18 protein-coding genes and 1 tRNA gene are annotated in these 16,609 nt (G+C 67.8%); 10 read left to right on the top strand and 9 right to left on the bottom strand.

Annotated features, from left to right (window positions below; genetic code table 11):
• Window positions 1–919: hypothetical protein (locus EV645_RS35525; RefSeq protein ID WP_130448439.1), on the bottom strand; the 919-nt coding region annotated here is incomplete at its 3' end.
• A complete protein-coding gene (locus EV645_RS35520) occupies window positions 919–1,125 on the bottom strand; it encodes a hypothetical protein (protein WP_130448438.1) in 207 nt (68 codons plus the stop codon). The genes EV645_RS35520 and EV645_RS35525, both read right to left, overlap by 1 nt.
• 655 nt (window positions 1,126–1,780) lie before the next feature.
• On the opposite strand from EV645_RS35520, the gene EV645_RS35515 reads away from it, so the two are divergent.
• Window positions 1,781–3,556: a recombinase family protein gene (locus tag EV645_RS35515; RefSeq protein ID WP_198682064.1), complete on the top strand. Its 1,776-nt coding sequence runs from the start codon at window positions 1,781–1,783 to the stop codon at window positions 3,554–3,556.
• On the opposite strand, the gene EV645_RS35510 is transcribed toward EV645_RS35515, so the two are convergent.
• Window positions 3,538–3,623 (bottom strand) — tRNA-Leu (locus tag EV645_RS35510). The genes EV645_RS35515 and EV645_RS35510 overlap by 19 nt on opposite strands.
• Window positions 3,624–3,794: 171 nt before the next feature.
• Between EV645_RS35510 and EV645_RS35505 the strand changes: the two genes are divergently transcribed.
• The 7 genes from EV645_RS35505 (at window position 3,795) to EV645_RS35475 (ending at window position 8,507) form a co-directional block, all read left to right on the top strand.
• Window positions 3,795–4,604 carry a maleylpyruvate isomerase family mycothiol-dependent enzyme gene (locus EV645_RS35505; protein WP_242000861.1) on the top strand — a complete coding sequence of 270 codons (810 nt, stop codon included), beginning with the start codon at window positions 3,795–3,797 and terminating at the stop codon, window positions 4,602–4,604.
• Between the two features lie 9 nt (window positions 4,605–4,613).
• A complete protein-coding gene (locus EV645_RS35500; protein ID WP_130448437.1) occupies window positions 4,614–5,102 on the top strand; it encodes a VOC family protein in 489 nt (162 codons plus the stop codon).
• 92 nt (window positions 5,103–5,194) lie between these two features.
• The gene (locus EV645_RS35495; RefSeq protein WP_130448436.1) at window positions 5,195–5,869 is read left to right on the top strand and encodes a hypothetical protein; all 675 of its coding nucleotides are present in this window, start codon (window positions 5,195–5,197) and stop codon (window positions 5,867–5,869) included.
• On the top strand, window positions 5,869–6,399 hold the full coding sequence (locus tag EV645_RS35490; protein WP_130448435.1) for a DUF6529 family protein: 531 nt from the start codon (window positions 5,869–5,871) through the stop codon (window positions 6,397–6,399). Before EV645_RS35495 ends, EV645_RS35490 begins: the two co-directional genes overlap by 1 nt.
• Complete coding sequence (locus EV645_RS35485; RefSeq protein WP_130448434.1) at window positions 6,396–6,797, top strand: QcrA and Rieske domain-containing protein; 402 nt, start codon at window positions 6,396–6,398, stop codon at window positions 6,795–6,797. Before EV645_RS35490 ends, EV645_RS35485 begins: the two co-directional genes overlap by 4 nt.
• Before the next feature lie 47 nt (window positions 6,798–6,844).
• Window positions 6,845–8,170: a M20/M25/M40 family metallo-hydrolase gene (locus tag EV645_RS35480; RefSeq protein WP_130448433.1), complete on the top strand. Its 1,326-nt coding sequence runs from the start codon at window positions 6,845–6,847 to the stop codon at window positions 8,168–8,170.
• Window positions 8,171–8,201: 31 nt separating this feature from the next.
• Window positions 8,202–8,507, top strand: a complete 306-nt coding sequence (locus tag EV645_RS35475; protein ID WP_130448432.1) for a chorismate mutase — start codon at window positions 8,202–8,204, stop codon at window positions 8,505–8,507.
• Here EV645_RS35475 and EV645_RS35470 read toward each other — a convergent pair.
• Genes EV645_RS35470 through EV645_RS35460 form a run of 3 tightly spaced genes read right to left on the bottom strand, consistent with a single transcriptional unit; the run spans window position 8,504 to window position 12,481 of the window.
• Window positions 8,504–10,915, bottom strand: coding sequence for a glycosyl hydrolase (locus EV645_RS35470; RefSeq protein WP_130448431.1), 2,412 nt, complete (start codon window positions 10,913–10,915; stop codon window positions 8,504–8,506). The genes EV645_RS35475 and EV645_RS35470 overlap by 4 nt on opposite strands.
• Window positions 10,916–10,963: 48 nt before the next feature.
• Window positions 10,964–11,578, bottom strand: coding sequence for a lysoplasmalogenase (locus EV645_RS35465; protein ID WP_130448430.1), 615 nt, complete (start codon window positions 11,576–11,578; stop codon window positions 10,964–10,966).
• A gap of 42 nt (window positions 11,579–11,620) precedes the next feature.
• The gene (locus EV645_RS35460; protein ID WP_130448429.1) at window positions 11,621–12,481 is read right to left on the bottom strand and encodes a LysR family transcriptional regulator; all 861 of its coding nucleotides are present in this window, start codon (window positions 12,479–12,481) and stop codon (window positions 11,621–11,623) included.
• A 73-nt stretch (window positions 12,482–12,554) separates the two neighbouring features.
• Between EV645_RS35460 and EV645_RS35455 the strand changes: the two genes are divergently transcribed.
• Window positions 12,555–13,772 carry an MFS transporter gene (locus tag EV645_RS35455; protein WP_130448428.1) on the top strand — a complete coding sequence of 406 codons (1,218 nt, stop codon included), beginning with the start codon at window positions 12,555–12,557 and terminating at the stop codon, window positions 13,770–13,772.
• Complete coding sequence (locus EV645_RS35450; protein WP_130448427.1) at window positions 13,720–14,472, top strand: GNAT family N-acetyltransferase; 753 nt, start codon at window positions 13,720–13,722, stop codon at window positions 14,470–14,472. The genes EV645_RS35455 and EV645_RS35450 overlap by 53 nt, the downstream gene beginning before the upstream one ends.
• Here the strand turns inward: EV645_RS35450 and EV645_RS35445 are convergent.
• The 3 genes from EV645_RS35445 to EV645_RS35435 are packed head-to-tail and all read right to left on the bottom strand — an operon-like array spanning window position 14,469 to window position 16,535.
• Entirely contained in the window at window positions 14,469–15,218 is a 750-nt protein-coding gene (locus tag EV645_RS35445) for an ABC transporter permease (protein ID WP_242000860.1), read from the bottom strand. The two genes, EV645_RS35450 and EV645_RS35445, sit on opposite strands and share 4 nt — an antisense overlap.
• Window positions 15,219–15,246: 28 nt before the next feature.
• Window positions 15,247–16,074, bottom strand: a complete 828-nt coding sequence (locus tag EV645_RS35440; RefSeq protein ID WP_130448425.1) for an ABC transporter ATP-binding protein — start codon at window positions 16,072–16,074, stop codon at window positions 15,247–15,249.
• A complete protein-coding gene (locus tag EV645_RS35435) occupies window positions 16,071–16,535 on the bottom strand; it encodes a MarR family winged helix-turn-helix transcriptional regulator (protein ID WP_242000859.1) in 465 nt (154 codons plus the stop codon). The genes EV645_RS35440 and EV645_RS35435 overlap by 4 nt, the downstream gene beginning before the upstream one ends.
• Between the last annotated feature and the right edge of the window lie 74 nt (window positions 16,536–16,609).

Genomic DNA, 16,609 nt, shown 5'->3' with positions numbered 1-16,609 from the left:
AGCCCAGTCCTCCACTGTCATCACCCTTCACAGGGTCACGCAGGGGTCCACTTCCAGCCGTCGCTAGAGGGTCAGTCTTCACCCGCCGTCGACAGGAGGCAACCTCACTTCGGCAATCAGCGGTGGGTGGGCAGAGGGATCCCAGACCTGGCTGTGCCTTAACGCTCAGCGAGGTGACCGCGGATGGCCTCCAGGCGACGGTTGCCGGGTGGGCCCGCGGGCTGAGTGCCTCCTGAACGGCGGCCATCTTTATGAAGTAGCGCCGTGCCGAGATGGACAGCAAGGTTGCACCTGTCTCGCTCAGCCAGACCTCGCGATCTTGATCGTGTTCCTCGACCGGATGAAGTGCGTAGTTTCGTATGTCCCGGAAGAGATGCCCTTGGCTCGTGATCTCGGTGACGAGCGTCCTTGTCCGTTTGAGTGCGAGCAGATGCTGCTCGGTCAATCGGATCACCTCGGCCAGGTCCCAGCCGTCGTCAACGAGTCGTAGAAGCTTCTCCCCGGGATCTGCGATGCTCCGAGCGAGGTTGAACCATGCCGCTTCCGACGCGGCAGCCAGCAAGGTGGACGAGGCGAGGTATAGGCCGCGCTGCAAGGCCCTCCGACTCTCGCGCATCAGTTGGAGCCCGCGGGTGCCGAGGACGCGGTCCAGGCCGGTGAGCATCTCCTCCGCTGGGAGCAAGCTCTCGGTGTCGCCGGCCGCCTCCGGGCCGACGAGCAGAAAGCGCGGCGTGCTGGACGTGTCCGAGATGTGTGGGCTATGCACGAAGACAGGTGCACTATCCCCGCCTCCTGCGTATGACACTGAGATCCGCTCAGGCTGGAGGCCGTACTGATTTCCGTCGCCGCGGGCGATAACACCTTCGGCGATGAGCTGCGCTATCGCTCGCCGCACTGCGTGCTTGCCCCGGAATTCCATCAAATGAGGATCTGAGTGATCTGGGGTCTCAAAGCGCGCCGAGCGGCTCCTTGGGCCGCCAGCCATGCATCCTCGAAGGTCGTCAGTAGTTGTGGCTCAGGCGATTTCAGAGCCTTGAGGATGGCGGCGCGAGCGATGCTCACGTCGGCACGCGTGGGTGTCACCGCGGCCTGTAGCGCTTCGACGAACGGGTCTCCAAAGTCCATATGCAGAGTCTGACGCCATTGAGCCGGCGGCAGGCGACCGCCGATGCGGCGGCCCTCACTCGCCGTCGGCCTGACCGATTCTCGGCTGATCGAGGCAATTGCGGGACAGCGTGTCAGGGTGCCACGGCTTGTGCCGTCGCCGGCGGCGCCTTCGAAGCGCCGCGGTCAAGCGACCACCCGCGTCTCGCTCACATTGCCGTGGTGCTACCGGTCATGGGAAACGCCGCCAGTCGATGGTGATCTGCGGGGCGTGGTGCAAGCCAACTGCAAGCAAAAGCGCTGGTCGAGACTGCCTGAGGCGGTGTGTTCCTCCTCGTAACGAGAAGGTCAATCGTTCGAATTGAGCGGTCCTCGGGCCGATGCCAAGTCTGACTCCCGGTCATGATGCCCTGGAGTGTCTGCGAGGTCATGCGAGGTGTTGGTCAACGTTACTTAGTGTGACGGGGGTTGGGCGTTGAACTGGCATGCGGATGAGGAAGCCGGAGCGCGGCAGGGAGCTGGATAAACGATATTCGTCGGTGGTGAGGGTGGAGGTGCCGGACAGGGTTCCGGTGGTTTATCCACAGGCGGGGCGGGTGCTGCTTCGGATTCTTGTGCGGCTTGGGCGGAAGATGCGGTCGGACGATGAGGTGGGCCGAGCGGAGGAGCAGGGACCGTGAGTGGCGAGGGGGGCGACGACTGGGCGACGTTGGATGAGTTGTTGGGTATGGAGGCCATGGCCGCTCAGCTGGCGACGGGTGGCGGTATCGGTCGACTGGCGTTTTATGGGCGGTGTTCGACGGAGGACAACCAAGATCCCGCGACGTCGAAGGCGTGGCAGATGGGGGAGGCTGCTCGGTTTGTGGAGCCGCTCGGCGGCGAGATCGTCGCGGAGTTCTTTGATATCGGACAGTCTCGGTCGTTGCCGTGGGAGCGACGGACGGAGGCCGGCGAGGTACTGCGTGCTTTGAAGAATCCGGAGCGTGGCTGGGACGGGTTGGTGGTGGGGGAGGCGACTCGGTGCTGGTTCAGTAATCAGTTCAGCCTGACGTGGCCGAAGTTTGATCGGTACGGCGTGTCCCTGTGGATACCGAGCCTGGGTGGGCGGTTCGATCCGGAGAACACGGTGCATGACATGGCGATGACGATCACTGGTGGGTTGTCGAAGTCTGAGCGGCAGCATGTGCAGCGGCGGGTTCGGGCGGCGATGGCCGCGCAGGTGTTGATCGATGGGCGGTATCAGGGCGGCCGGGCGCCGTACGGGTACGTCGTAACTGACGGCGGTCCGCACCCGCATCCGCGGAAGGCGCAGGAGGGCCAGCGGCTGAAGGTGCTTCTGATCGATGAGTTTGCGGCCGCGGTTGTGCGGCGGATCTTCGATCTCTACTTGGACGGCTGGGGCAGGAAGGCTATTGCGGAATGCCTGAACCGTGAAGGCGTACCGTGCCCGTCGGCGCACATGCCGAGGCAGAACCGGCATCGCAGGATGGACGGTTGGCAGCACTCGACGATCGCGGCGATCCTGGAGAACCCGCGATACACCGGTTACGCGGTCTACGGCCGCTGGCAGAAGGTGGAGGAGCTGCTTGACGCCGATGACGTCGCTGCTGGCTACGTCGTCAGGTTCCGGCGGTCGCCGCAGGCGAAGATCGTGCGGTCGCGTCAGCCGGCACACCCGGCGATCGTGTCGGTCGAGACGTTCACTGCTGCGGAGCTCGAGAGGCGGAAGCGGAAGGCCGGCGGCAAGGTCGGCTGGTCGTCGGTCGATCGGCGGCGGGTGTCGAAGAAGCGTGTGTACCGATTGCGGGGTCGGATCAAGTGCGGCATCTGCGCGAGGAAGATGGAGGGTGCGGCGCGCCGGGGGGACACGATCTACTACCGCTGCAACGCTCGCACGCTTGTGCCTGGATCTGCGATGGCGACCGCTCACCCTCAGCAGATCTACCTTCGGGAGGATCTGATCACGCCGCCGATCCATCGCTGGATCGGCTCGTTGTTCGATCCAATGCATCGGGACGACACGATCACTGCTCTACTTGATGCTGACGACTCAGGCGATGAGCAACTGGAGCACGTTGAACGGCTGCAGGATCGGGTTGCCGCGGCTGAGGTCGTTATGAAGAAGTTGCGCAAGGCATTGGATGCGGGCTGGGATCCGGTCGAGCTGCGTGCGCAGTACAACGCAGCGGTCGCGGAGAAGCGGGCGGCTGAGACGGCGCTGGCTGCGGCGCCAAGCGAGAAGCGTCTGAGTCGTGAAGAGCTCGAGGGGTACGTCGACCAGCTCGGCAATGTCGCGAAGGCGCTCGACTGGGCGGAGCCCCAGGAGCTAAGCGAGCTTTACGCTTCGCTTCGACTGTCTCTGACCTACCACCACGTGGAGCAGATCGTGGAGGTGGAAGTCGACCCATTGGCCGACCGTGTGGATAAGTACCGTGTCCGAGGGGGGACTTGAACCCCCACGCCCCGTAAAGGGCACTAGCACCTCAAGCTAGCGCGTCTGCCTATTCCGCCACCCGGACGAGTGGTCTGCACCGGGGTGCGGTGCCGACCGGAGAACAGTAGCAAACTCCAGGGGTGGAATTCACATCGGGCGGTCGGGGTGGTGACGGGCGGGTCGGGGTGGTGACGGGCGGGTCGGGGCGGCGTAGTTTGAAATTCAAGGAGTGGGTGTGGGGCGGAGGAGGTACGTCGTGAGCGCGTGGGACGGGATGGCGTTCGAGGGCAAGGAGACGATGCTCCGGGTGGTACGGCGGGAGGCGGAGCTGTTCTTCGGGATGGTGGGTGGCGACGACGTCTGGGAGGCGCCGACCGGGGCCGGGCACTGGCAGGTGCGGGACGTGGTGGCGCATCTCACGGACACCACCGAGGCGTACTTCGTTGCGTTCGACGCCGCCCGCTCGCACACCGAGGTACCGCCGGCGTACGGGCTGGTGGGGATGGCCGAGCGGGTGGACAAGCAGGCGCTGGCGCTGCGCGACGTACCGCAGGACGAGTTGGTCGAGCGGCTCCGGACCGACTTCGACAAGGTGATGGGGATCTTCGACGCACTCGGGCCGGACGAGTGGGCCGGCCTGACCGTCCCGCACTTCTACATGGGTCCGCTGCCGGCGTTCTTCTACCCGGCGTTCCAGTTGATGGACTACGGCGTCCACTCCTGGGACATCCGGCAGGGGACGGGCCGGGCGCACGGGCTGTCGGGCGAGGCGGCCGACCTGCTGGTCCCGTTCATGTTCGTGCTCTGGAAGTACACGACCGGGGCCAAGGATCCGTGCGAACTCGGCATCCGGATCACCAGCGGTCCGAACGCCGGCGACACGCGTGTGGCGGTCGGGCCGGACGGGATGGACTACGAGGCCGGCGACGTAAGCGGGCTGCCGGCGGTCATCGAGTTCGACCCGGGGAGCTTCGTGCTGACCGCGTTCGGCCGGAGCAACGCCGGTACGATCCGTGGCGACCGGGCTGTTGCGGATCGGTACCTGAACCTGTTCTTCCGGATCTGAGGGGATCGCATGACCGACATCGACCTGCGTGCCATCGAGGCGGAGCGGGACCGGATCAGGGCGGCGTACCTGAAGGCAGGTGGGACGTCGTCGGCGCGCGGGCTGCATCACACAGCGTTGCTGTGTGCGGACGTCGAGCGGACGGTGAAGTTCTACCAGGACGTGCTCGGCTTCCCGCTGACCGAGATGGTCGGGAACCGCGACTACGAGGGCTCGACGCACTTCTTCTTCGACATCGGGAACGGGAACCTGCTGGCGTTCTTCGATTTCCCGGGGCTGGATCTCGGGCCGTACGCCGAGGTGCTCGGCGGGCTGCACCACATGGCGATCTCGGTCGAGCCGGGGCGGTGGGACGAACTCAAGGAGAGCCTGACCGCGCACGGGGTCGACTTCCAGGAGGAGAGCGGTACGTCGATCTACTTCCGCGACCCCGACGGCGCGCGGATCGAACTGATCTCGGATCCGCTCGGCGAGATGTACGGCCTCAAGGTGCTCTGAACCGCTGACCCCGCTCAGACGTTGACCGAGTGGATGCCGAGCGGGATCCTCGTCTCGGGGTGAGACGGAGTCTCAGGGGTGGTGGGGCAGCGATGGGGCAGCGAAGTCCGTTGGTGACGTTGGCGGCGACGGCCGTCGGGCTGGTCGGGTTCCTGGTGGTCAACAGCACCCAGACCGGCAGTCCGGCACCCGCGAGCAGTCCGCCCGCGGCCACGCCGGCCGCCCAAGGCACCGTCACCCCGACGGCACCCGAGACCACGCCACCGCCCACCACGACGCCACCCAGCACAGCGCCGGCGGCGACGGCCAAACCACCTGCGGTCTACGCAGGTCGGACCAACGAACGTGAAGCCTCGCTGGCCATTGCCACGAAGGGCGACCGAGCCGCGGCCTACGTGTGCGACGGCCGGAGCCTCGAAGCCTGGCTGACCGGCACCTACCGCAACGGCCAGCTCGTACTCCGCTCCAAGACCGGCGAGCGCCTGACCGCCGCCATCACCAACAACACCGCTACCGGCACGTTCACGCTCAGTGGTCGCACGCTGCGGTTCTCGATCGCGAAGGCCGGCCCGCCGGCCGGCCTCTACCGCGGGAAGAACTCCACCAGCACCATCGGCTGGATCGTCCTGCCGGACGGCAAGCAGGTCGGCGTCGACAACGACGGTACGCCGGCGCCCGCCCCGCCGCTCGACACCACCACCCGCGCCGCGACGGTGAACGGCGTACCCGTGACCGCGCAAGCAGTCGTCGGAGATGAGACGTTCTGATGAGCACAGCACAGGTCCAGAAAGCGACCACGATCGCGGTACCGCTGGCGGTCGGCGCCGCGGCGGCCGTCGCGCTCGGTGTCTACGGCCGCCTCCACGATCCGGCCGGCGTCGCGATCAACATCGCCGGTTTCTCCAGCTTCCAGTCCGTCAAAACCTGGCTCGCCACACTCGCGGCGGTGCTGGGCCTGGTGCAGGTTGTCAGCGCCTATGCCCTGTACCACGGCCGCCCCAAGGTCGCGCCGCTCCACCGCTGGTCCGGCCGCGCCGCCGTCGCGGTCACGCTGCCTGTGGTCGCGCACTGCCTCTATGCACTCGGCTTCCAGTACGGCGAACCCCGCGTGCTGATCCACTCGCTGCTGGGCTGCTTCTTCTACGGCGCGTTCGTCGCGAAGATGCTCACCCTCAGCCGGACCGATGCCCCCAAGTGGCTCCTGCCCGTCGTCGGCGGAGCCCTGTTCACCGCGCTGATCGGCCTGTGGCTGACTTCGGCGCTGTGGTTCTTCACGACGTTCGGAGTGATCCGATGACGGAGCAACCAGGCCGCCGCACAGTGCTGGCCGTCGCACTCGGAGCGACCGCCGCCGGCTGTTCGAAGTACGGCGAACCGTCGAACCCGCCACCGCAGACGGCGCCGGCGAACGCCGTACTCGGGACGACCGAGGAGATCCCGGTCGGCGAGGGCAAGATCTTCGACGAGAACCAGGTCGTCGTCACGCAGCCGGTGAAGGGTACGTTCAAGGCGTTCAGCACCACCTGCACCCACCAGGGTTGCCAGGTCACGACCGTTGCCAACGGCACCATCGACTGCCCTTGCCACGGCAGCAAGTACTCGGTGAAGGACGGCTCGGTCGTGGCAGGTCCCGCGCCGAAGCCGCTCCCGCCGAAACAGATCACCGTCTCCGGAGACTCGATCACGCTGATCTGACCGACCTCGGGATGCCTCCCCGGACGCGGTGAGAGAGGATGGTCGGCATGACGACCTCCAGCGACCGTCCGTCGTACGCCCCCGACGCCGAGGTGGTGGAGCTCTGCAGTGAGCTGATCCGAATCGACACCACGAACTACGGCAACGGCAAGAGCAACGGGGAGCGGGTCGCGGCCGAGTACGTCGCCGCGAAGCTGGACGAGGTCGGGATCGAGTCGACGATCTACGAGTCCGAGCCGGGTCGCGCGACGCTGGTCGCCCATTGGGACGGCGAGGACCAGAATGCGGATCCGTTGCTCGTGCACGGGCACCTCGACGTCGTGCCGGCGGACCCGAAGGACTGGAAGGTCGACCCGTTCTCCGGGGACATCTTCGACGGCTGCGTGTGGGGTCGCGGCGCGGTCGACATGAAGGACTTCGACGCGATGGTGCTGTCGGTGGTCCGCGCCCGTCAGCGCGCCGGGGTGAAGCCGCGGCGGCCGGTGCGTCTGGTGTTCACCGCCGATGAAGAGGCCGGCGGCGTGTACGGCGCGCAGTGGCTGATCAACAATCACCCGGACACCGTCGCGGACTGCACCGAGGGCATCGGCGAGGTCGGCGGGTTCTCGATCACGGTCAAGGACGACCTGCGGCTGTACCTGATCGAGACGGCCGAGAAGGGCATGAACTGGATGCGGCTCAAGGCCCGCGGTACGGCGGGACACGGGTCGATGGTGAACAACGACAACGCCGTCACCAACCTGGTCGAGGCCGTCACCCGGATCGGCGGGCACGAGTGGCCGTTGCGGATCACGCCGACGGTCCGCGAGTTCCTGAAGACACTGGAGGACGTGCTCGAGGTCGAGCTCGATCCCGAGGACATGACCTCGACGCTCGCGAAGCTGGGCACGTTCAGCCGGATGTTCGGTGCCACGATCCGCAACACCTCCAACCCGACGATGCTGAACGCCGGCTACAAGGTGAACGTGATCCCCGGCGACGCCGAGGCGCACATCGACGGGCGCTTCCTGCCCGGGTACGAGGACGAGTTCTACGCGACCATCGACGAGCTGCTCGGCGACAAGGTGCAGCGGGAGACGGTCGTCAACGACATCGCGCTGGAGACCGAGTTCAGCGGTGGGCTTGTCGAGGCGATGAAGGCGTGTCTCGCGGCCGAGGACCCGCAGAGCAGGACCGCGCCGTTGCTGATGTCGGGTGGTACGGACGCCAAGTCGTGGAGCCGGCTCGGAGTGCGGTGCTTCGGGTTCGTGCCGCTGCAGCTGCCGCCGGACCTGGACTTCATGGGCATGTTCCACGGCATCGACGAGCGGGTGCCGACGGCGTCACTGGAGTTCGGCTCGCGGGTGCTGGACCGCTTCCTGGATCAGGCGTGAGCTCGGACCGGCGGCCTGAGAAGGTAAGAGCGTGACCGCAGACAACGCCCCCGAGGAGCTCACCCGGCTCCGCAGCAGCATCGACAACATCGACGCCGCGCTGATCCATCTGCTCGCCGAGCGCTTCAAGTGCACCCAGCAGGTCGGTGCTCTCAAGGCCCGGACAGGGATGCCGCCCGCCGACAAGTCCCGCGAGCAGGCGCAGGTGGCCCGGCTCCGCGAGCTCGCCGCCGAGTCCGGTCTCGACCCGGTCTTCGCCGAGAAGTTCCTCGCCTTCGTGATCGCCGAGGTCATCCACCACCACGAACGCCTCGCCGAGGCGCGCGCCGCGGACTAGCTGGTTCGGATGATCGTCGGTACGGCGAGCAGGCCGGAGTTGAGGTAGTCGGCCGCGTGATCGATGTGCTGCAGGTCGAAGCGTCGCCCGTACTGCGCCGTCACGTCAGCCGCCGTTTCGAGTAGGTGCTGGTCGGTGGAGAGTGCGTTCGCCGCGGTGTTGTGTACGACGATGCGCAGGACGTTGGTGCCTACCCGCGCGGCGTCAGTGAGGTCCACGCGGTACGGCGGAGCCCAGAGCGTGCCGCATGGTGTGTCGTTGAGGTAGACCTCGGCGGCGACGCCTACCGGCGGGGTGATGAGAGCGCGGTAGGAGTTGCTGGGAAGATACGGCTCGCTGTCGGGGGCGACGGGCTCGCCGGGGCCGAAGTCCAGGAAGACCTTGCCGTCGGTCCGCTCCAGTTGCAGTTCGACTTCGTAGGTGGCAGAGCCGGAGTACGTCGCCAGCGCCGGGTCGTCCTCCCAACGGTGGGGCAGCGTGACGGCGCGAATGTTGTTGTCGAAGGCAACCGACCAGTTGCCCTGGAGCGATTCAGCAAGCTGGTCGGTGGAGGCAACTGTGGCGGTCGCGGCGGTCGGGGACAGCACGGCGGATTCGTACGGGTGCAGCGTGAGAGTGATGACCGGCTCCTGGGCGGTCCAGTGGTCCATCGGCTCATCGAACGTCAACGTGCGAGGCTCAGCTCCGGTGTTGGCGACGAAGTAGAAGTCGCCGTCATCGAGGCGCCGGTGCACGACGCCGATGCCGGGAGGTGGTGTGATCGGTGCCGCCGGCAAGTGTTCGGCAGGATCGGTCACCACCTGCCCGCCCGAGGCGACTACAGCATCGAGCCAATGCCGAGTCTCCGGAGGCGTCGTGGTTCCTTCAGGTACGACGATCAGCGGGACGTCAGCGGGATCGACGACCGCGATGGCGTCATCATCGATCAGGTCGTAGTCGAGGCCTGCCTCGCGGATTGTGCGGGGAATGCTCTCCGGGATCAGGCGGCGTACGACGCGGTACAGGTTGTTCGGCTCGTCGACGCCGCTGTCGGCGTACGCGTCGGAGGCCGGGATGTAGATCTTGACCGGGCGGACCGGCGTACCTTGCTGGAGGAGCCAGGACAGGCGGTGGAGTGAGGCGAACAGATCGGTTGCCACCGGCCACCATGGGTTCCGGTCGTCGAGGGCGCCGGCGGCGTAGAAGATCCAGCCGAGGCCGGGTCCGTTCGACGGCGAGTACGGCCAGCCGTGGCCGATGAGCTGGTTGACGCCGGACAGGAAATGCTCGTGCGCCTCACCCTGGAGATCGAGCGGCGTCGCGCGGAACGACGGCGAATGCACCCAGGTCCACACCTCCGCCGACACGACCGACCGGCCGTAGATGTTCGCCGCCGACGACGCCCACCGCGTCTCGGGGATCCGGGTCCAGCCCCAGCCCTCACCTTCGAACATGTCCGCGAACCGGTAGCTGCTCATCGTCGCCGGCGGTTCGCCGTAGCTCTGGATGCGGAACGGTACGCCGTGCCCGGCCGCCCACTGCTGGAACACCTTCAGGAAGTTGTCCTCGTACAGCTCCGACAGCGTCCGCCCGAAGTCGATCCGCAGCTGCCGCCACTCACCCCTGTCGACGAACAGCTCATACAGCCGCGGCCGCAGGTCGTACCCCCGGCGCTTGGCGAACTCCTCGAAGATCCCCGGCGTCCAGTCGCCCTTGTACACCTCGAGGCTGTCGCAGAACACGGACCCGAGCAGTTCCGCCCCAGCCGCGAGCAGCAATGGCTCCGCCACATGCTTGATGTGCGCAGCAGCCGCAGCCGCCGAGTAGTGATCAAGCGTGTGCCCCTCCGCACCAGCGGCGGCCCGCTTCACGTTCTGTCCGGTCACGCGCGACGTCGCGATCAACACCTCACGCGGCTGCCCGCCTGCCGGTACCTCGATCACCCCGTCCCGCACCGGCACCTCGACGTACGACGACGGCGCGCAGAGCCCTCCGTCGCCGACGAAGGCCGCGACGAACTCGTCACCGGGCCAGGCAGCAACGATCGGTACGTCGTACGCCGCGCTGCCGATCTCCCGCCGATCCCAATGCAACTGCCGCGCGGCGTGCTCGGTCCCGACGTGCGGACCGCCGTACGACCAGCCGCTGCCCAGCGTCACGTCGAACCGCAGCCCGAGCGACCGCGCCGTCCGCGCCGCGTGCCCGACCAACTCGAGCAGCTTCGGTGAGCCGAAGGGAGCCGTCACAGGCCCCATCGGATAGACGAACGAGACCTCGGCGCCACCCAGTCCCGCTGCGGCCATCGCGGCCAGCTCGCGGTCGATTTCGTCTCGCTCGATGGACGGTCCGAACCACCACCAGCGCATCATCGGCCGCCCCTCGGGCGGCGGGTTCCGGAACTGTCGTCGTACGTCGTCGACGGTCGCCATACCCTCACCCCACAGCGGAGGGCCGCGCAGGGTCAACGAGGATGACCACTACCGGTCAGATTTGGTCACGCCCGAGGTCAGCAGGTACTGACCGACGGCGTACGTCGACATCGTGAGCGCTCCGCGGCCCGGAAAGTCCCGCCCTGACATCCGCAGCGCGATCAACGCGTCCGAGATCAGGAACAGCGCGCCGCCGACACCGCTCCGCGAGTTGTGCCAGCGCGACGCGATCGCAGTTGCCGTGAGCAACAACGCGTACACCGCCACCGGCACCCGCTGGCCACCGAGCCCGGGGGACAGCACCGCGATCAGGGCTGCCCACAGCGCCGCGTACGCCGCGAGCACCCGCCATGACCGCTGCGCCGGGTTGGCGAGAAACACCGCGAGGTAACACGCATGCGCCGCCGCAAAGGCCGCCATCCCAGCCAACTGAGCATCAGTCTCGAGCAAGAGATCCCCGGCCGCCGACGCAAGCAGCGCCGCCTGAAGCAGCGGCGGCGCGTCCTGCGTGCGCGACCACTGCCACAGCAGCGGCATCAGCGTCGCCTTGCTGGCCTGCGTGAGGATGTTGACGTCAAAAGCAACGGCCGCGACCTGCACGACCGTCGCACCCCAGAACCCCGCCAAAATCCGCCGCCCGCGCCCCAACCGTCCCGGGTTCATGCCCCCGAGTCTGCCTCCTCCGGGCGCCCGACTCGCCGGTGTTCACGACAAGTTCAACGTGGCTCGGAGGTCGGGGAGGTGGGCCATGAGGGACTTGGGCGGAGTCGGGGTGGTGACCACGGAGAGGGTGAGGCGGTAGCGGAACAGCGCGGTCGCGAGGTGTTCGCCGGGGCGGAGTTCGGTGGCGAGGGCGGTGCGGGGGACCAGGGCCAGGTGGGTGCGGCGGCGGGCCATGGCGACAGTGGTGCCCAGGTTGACGCCGCGGCGCGGAGTCGCGCCCAGCGCAACCAGGCGGGCGTGGATCTCGTCGACCCCGCGGTCGTAGGTCGCGAACACGATCGGCCGACCCTTGAGCGGCTGCCGGCCGCGGCCAGGAGGCCGGGCGCCGGACGGGACGAACAGGACGAGGTCGTCGTAGCCGATCCGCCGGGCGACGGTGCCGCGGGGGAGTGTCATCTGCTCGGCGATCGCGATGAACGCGGCGTCCATCGTGCCCTCGGCGACGCGCTCGACCAGGAAGTGGCCGTGGTCGACCTGCTGCTCGATGTCGATATCGGGCAGCGCGGCGTCGAGGACGGGGAACAGGATCGGCGACAGGCCCCCGAAGGTGCCGATCACCAGGCGCTGACCGGTCGCTGCCGCTCGGGTCGCGTCGTACACCTCCTCGAGGTGGCGCAGGATGTGGTCGGCGCGGCGACTGAGCTCAGCGCCGGCTGGGGTCGGCCGGGCGCCGCGGGTGTCGCGCTCGAAGAGCTTGGCTCCGCAGGTCCGCTCCAGCCGGCTCAGCCGCTGCGACGCCGACGGCTGCGAGATGCGCAGCTCGCGGGCGGCGGTGGCGACCGCGCCGGTCCGGCTGATCGCCTGGACCAGACGTAGATCCTCGACCGCGGGTAATGAGGCCATAGGTTCAGCCTATGGCAATCACCCAACTCTCGACGGCTACCTGAGCGGGCCGGATTCGCAAAGAATCAAAGGCATGAGGGCCCGGACCGAAGCCATCGCATTGCTCGCCGGGGGAGGAGTGGCGGACTTCGCGCTCCGCTTCACACAGATCGCGCTACCGCTGGTGATCCTGCGAGAGACTGGCTCAGTCGCCGCGACCGGACTGGTCGGCGGTGTCGCGGGCGTACCGATGTTGCTGTCGCCGTGGTGGGCGCGAAAGGCCCGTCAATGGGTGGATTCCGGTCCGCGCCTCGCGGTGGTCGCCGCGATCTCCGCGCTGGCCCTCGCATCTGTGCCGGCAGCTGCCGAGGTTGGGCTGCTCACGCCTGGCCTGCTCGTCCTGAGTGGGTTGCTCCTCGGCTTCGGCGACGCGTTGTCGAGTCCGGGCCGATCTGCGCTCCTGGCCGACACCGGAGACCGCTGGCGCGAGGGGCAGGCCGTCGTACTGCTCACGTGGCAGGACGGTCTGCGCCGGATCGGCATGCTGCTCGGTCCGTCTGCCGGCGCGTTGGCCGTGTCGACCGGCCTCACGAATGGTCTGCTGTGGATCGAGGCCGTCGCAGTACTCGTCGCCGGCCTTCTCGCCTGCACGGTGCGGGCGGAGCGTGCCCCCGACGGTACGGCGACGCCGTCGATCCGGGCGAGCCTCCAAGGCCGGCCTGCCGTTCTCCACGGCTGGATCGTCCGCGGCACCGGCTGCGTGATGTGGTTCGCGTTCAGTCTCGGCCTGTCGATCATCGGCGAGCACCGCGGGCGCCCGGGGATCTACCTGGCCGCCGGCATGACCGGGTACGGCGTCGGCTCGCTGATCGGTTCGGCCGCTTCGCTGGCCGTGATCCGGCGGGTCAAACCAGTGCCGCTCGCATCGATCGCGTGGGCCAGTGCCGGTCTGTGCTTCGTGGGCATGGGGCTGTGGACGACACCGCCGGCGATCGCGGTGCTAGGGGCAGGCGCCGGCCTGACCGTCGCCGTGGGGAATGCCGCGATCTCCCAGCTGATCGCCAGGGAGTCATCGGGCGCCGATCGGCGCGCGCTGTTGTCGGGCCAGACCGTTGTGACGAATGCGGGCAGCTCCGTGGGCATGCTGTGCGGCGGCCCGATCATCGCCACGCTCGGCGCCGAGCACACCCTCGTCGGTGCCGGACTCGTCACGGCAATTGTGTCGCTGACCGTCCTGCTGCGGTGTCACACTGCGGAACATGCCAGAGAACAGTCGAGCGATCGTGATCACCACGTTGGCAGAGCGGCCTGAGTACCTCCAGCGGATGTACGAGTTCGCCGACACCTGGCCGAAGTTCATGTTCAACGACCCCATCGGCAACGCGCTGATGGGTCAGGTGGCGGCGAACTTCCCCGACCAGTGCCTGGTGGCGACCGAGGACGGCGAGCCGGTCGCGCACGGCCGGAGTATCCCGTTCGTCTACCCGGACGAGGACCGTCAGGAGTTGCCCGCCGACGGCTGGGACCGGGTCCTCCAGTGGGGCTTCGCCGACCGGCGTCACGGCCGGGAGCCGAACGTGTCGAGCGCTCTGGAGATCCTGATCCGTCCGTCGCATCAGGGTCGCGGGTTGTCCCACGCGATGCTCGACGCGATGCGCCAGGCGGTCAAGGCCAAGGGCCACACCACCCTCTACGCCCCGGTCCGCCCGAACGGCAAGACCGACCCGCACCAACCGATGACGCAGTACGTCGAGAAACTGCGGTCGGACGGTCTACCCGAGGACCCGTGGCTGCGCGTCCACGTCAAAGCCGGCGGCACGATCCTCCAGGTCGCCCCACGCTCGATGGTCATCGCCGGCACCCTCGACGAATGGCGCGGCTGGACGGGTCTCCCGTTCGACACGACCGGCGACGTCGTCGTACCCAAGGCACTGGTCCCCGTCCACGTAGACGTCCGCCACAACCACGCCGTCTACGTCGAACCCAACGTCTGGGTCCGCCACGACCTCTAACGCGCCAGCCGGCTGAGCAAGGCGGACGCCGCGCAGATGCCTGCGATCGCGGCGACGATCAGGACGCCGAAGTCGAGCCAGTAGTTGGTGGGTTGGCCGATGAGTAGGCCGCGGAGGGCGCTTACTTCGTAGGTCAGCGGGTTCGCGTGGCTCAGGACCTTCAGCCAGGCGGGCATGATCGCGATCGGATACAGCGCGCTCGACGCGAAGAACAGCGGCATCGTGATCGCCTGGCCGATACCCATCAGGCGGTCGCGGCGCAGTACCAGGCCGGCGATGGTCATCGACAGGCACGAGAAGAACGCCGCACCCAGTACGACGACCACGAGCACCGCAAGCAGCTTCAGCGGGTTCCACGTCAGGCTGACGCCGAGCAGTGCGGCGACGATGATGACGACGATCGCCTGCGAGATCGTCCGGACGCCGGCCGCGAACGCCTTGCCTGCAACGAGAGCAGAGCGAGGGCTGGGCGTGACGAGGAGCTTGGTGAGGATGCCGGCGTCGCGTTCCCAGATGATCTGGATGCCGTAGAAGATCGCGACGAACAGCGCCGACTGGGCGATGATGCCCGGCGCGAGGTAGTCGAGGTACGGGACGTTGCCGGTCGGGATCGCGCGGATCCGGCTGAACGTCTGGCCGAAGATCACCAGCCACAGGATCGGCTGGATCGCGCGCGTGATCAGCTCGGTCCGGTCGTGCCGCAGCTTCTGCAGCTCGATCAGGCAGAACGTGCCGATCCTGGACAACAGCCGGAGCGCAGCTCGCGGCCGCGAATCAACCCATGCGCTGGGCGGTGCGACGGGTGCCACGGACATCGCGCAGGCCTCCCTTCTCCGAAGCCGCGAGGCTTTCGCCGGTGTGGTGGCGGAACACGTCCTCGAGGCTCGCCTCGGGACCGAGCTCGGCTTTCAGATCAGTCGGTGAGCCGAGAGCCCGCAGCCGACCCAGGTGCATCAGCGCAACCCGGTCGCAGAGGATGTCGGCCTCCTCCATGTAGTGCGTGGTCAGCAGCACGGTCATCCCGTACCGCTCCTGCATGTCCTGGACCCGCGCCCACACCGAGTCCCGCGCGACCGGATCCAGCCCGACCGTCGGCTCGTCGAGCACGAGCAGCGCGGGCCGGTTCACCAGCGCCTGCGCGAGCTCGAGGCGCCGTACCATCCCGCCGGAGTACGTCGACGCGAGCCGGTCCGCTGCATCTGTCAGATCAACGATCTCCAGTACTTCGGCCACGCGCGCCGCCCGTTCACGCCGCGGTACGTCGAACAGCCGCGCGAACCACGACACGTTCTCGCGGCCGGTCAGCGCTCCCTCGATCGACAACTGCTGTGGCACGTAGCCGAGCATCCGCCGTACAGACATGGCATCCCTGCGCACATCGAGGCCGAAGACGCGGACCGTGCCCGACTGCGGCGGATAGAGCGTGTTGAGCACCCGAAGGGTGGTCGTCTTCCCGGCGCCGTTCGGGCCGAGCAGACCGAAGCACTCGCCGGGCGCGACGGTCAGGTCAAGGCTGTCGACGGCGAGATGGTCGCCGAACCGGTGACTCAGCCCGGCGATCTCTGCGGCCGGCACTGCTGGTGACGCGGTTTCGGCACTCATACGCGCTCCTTGACGTTCTGCTCGGTTGGGGTGAGGCGCTCGGCGAGCTTGTCGAGAACCGGAAGAGCAGCCCGCAATGCGTCACGGTCGTCAGCGGTGAGACCGTCGAGGGCTTCGTTGACGAGGGCGGCGCGGCGGTCGCGCCAGGCCTCGACCTGCTCGCGGGCCGGTTCGGTCAGGGTCAGGCGGGCGACCCGGCGGTCCGCCTCGTCGGGTGCGCGCAGCAGCATGCGGCGCTCGGTGAGCTGGCCGACCAGGGTTGACACCGTGTTCGCGACGAGGCCGAGCTCGGCGGCGGCCTCGGCGACGGAGATGCCCGGATTGCGTCGCACGAGCCGTACCAGCTCCGCCTGCGAGCCGGTCAGCGTGCTGAGCGCCAACGGCCGGCCCGCGGAACGACGTAGCCGGCGGCGTACCAGCCCGATCGCAGCCAGCAGGTCCTCGGCGAGGGTCTCGGTCACGTCTCCGAGATTACCTCTGTCGCAGAGATATTTCATCGGCAGAACCCCAACTAATCGGGGTACAGCCGGGATCC

Origin of the sequence: Kribbella rubisoli, assembly GCF_004217145.1 — a bacterium.
Lineage (GTDB): Bacteria > Actinomycetota > Actinomycetes > Propionibacteriales > Kribbellaceae > Kribbella > Kribbella rubisoli.
The sequence above is the reverse complement of the archived record's forward strand: the minus strand, read 5'-3'. Positions and strand labels throughout refer to the sequence as shown.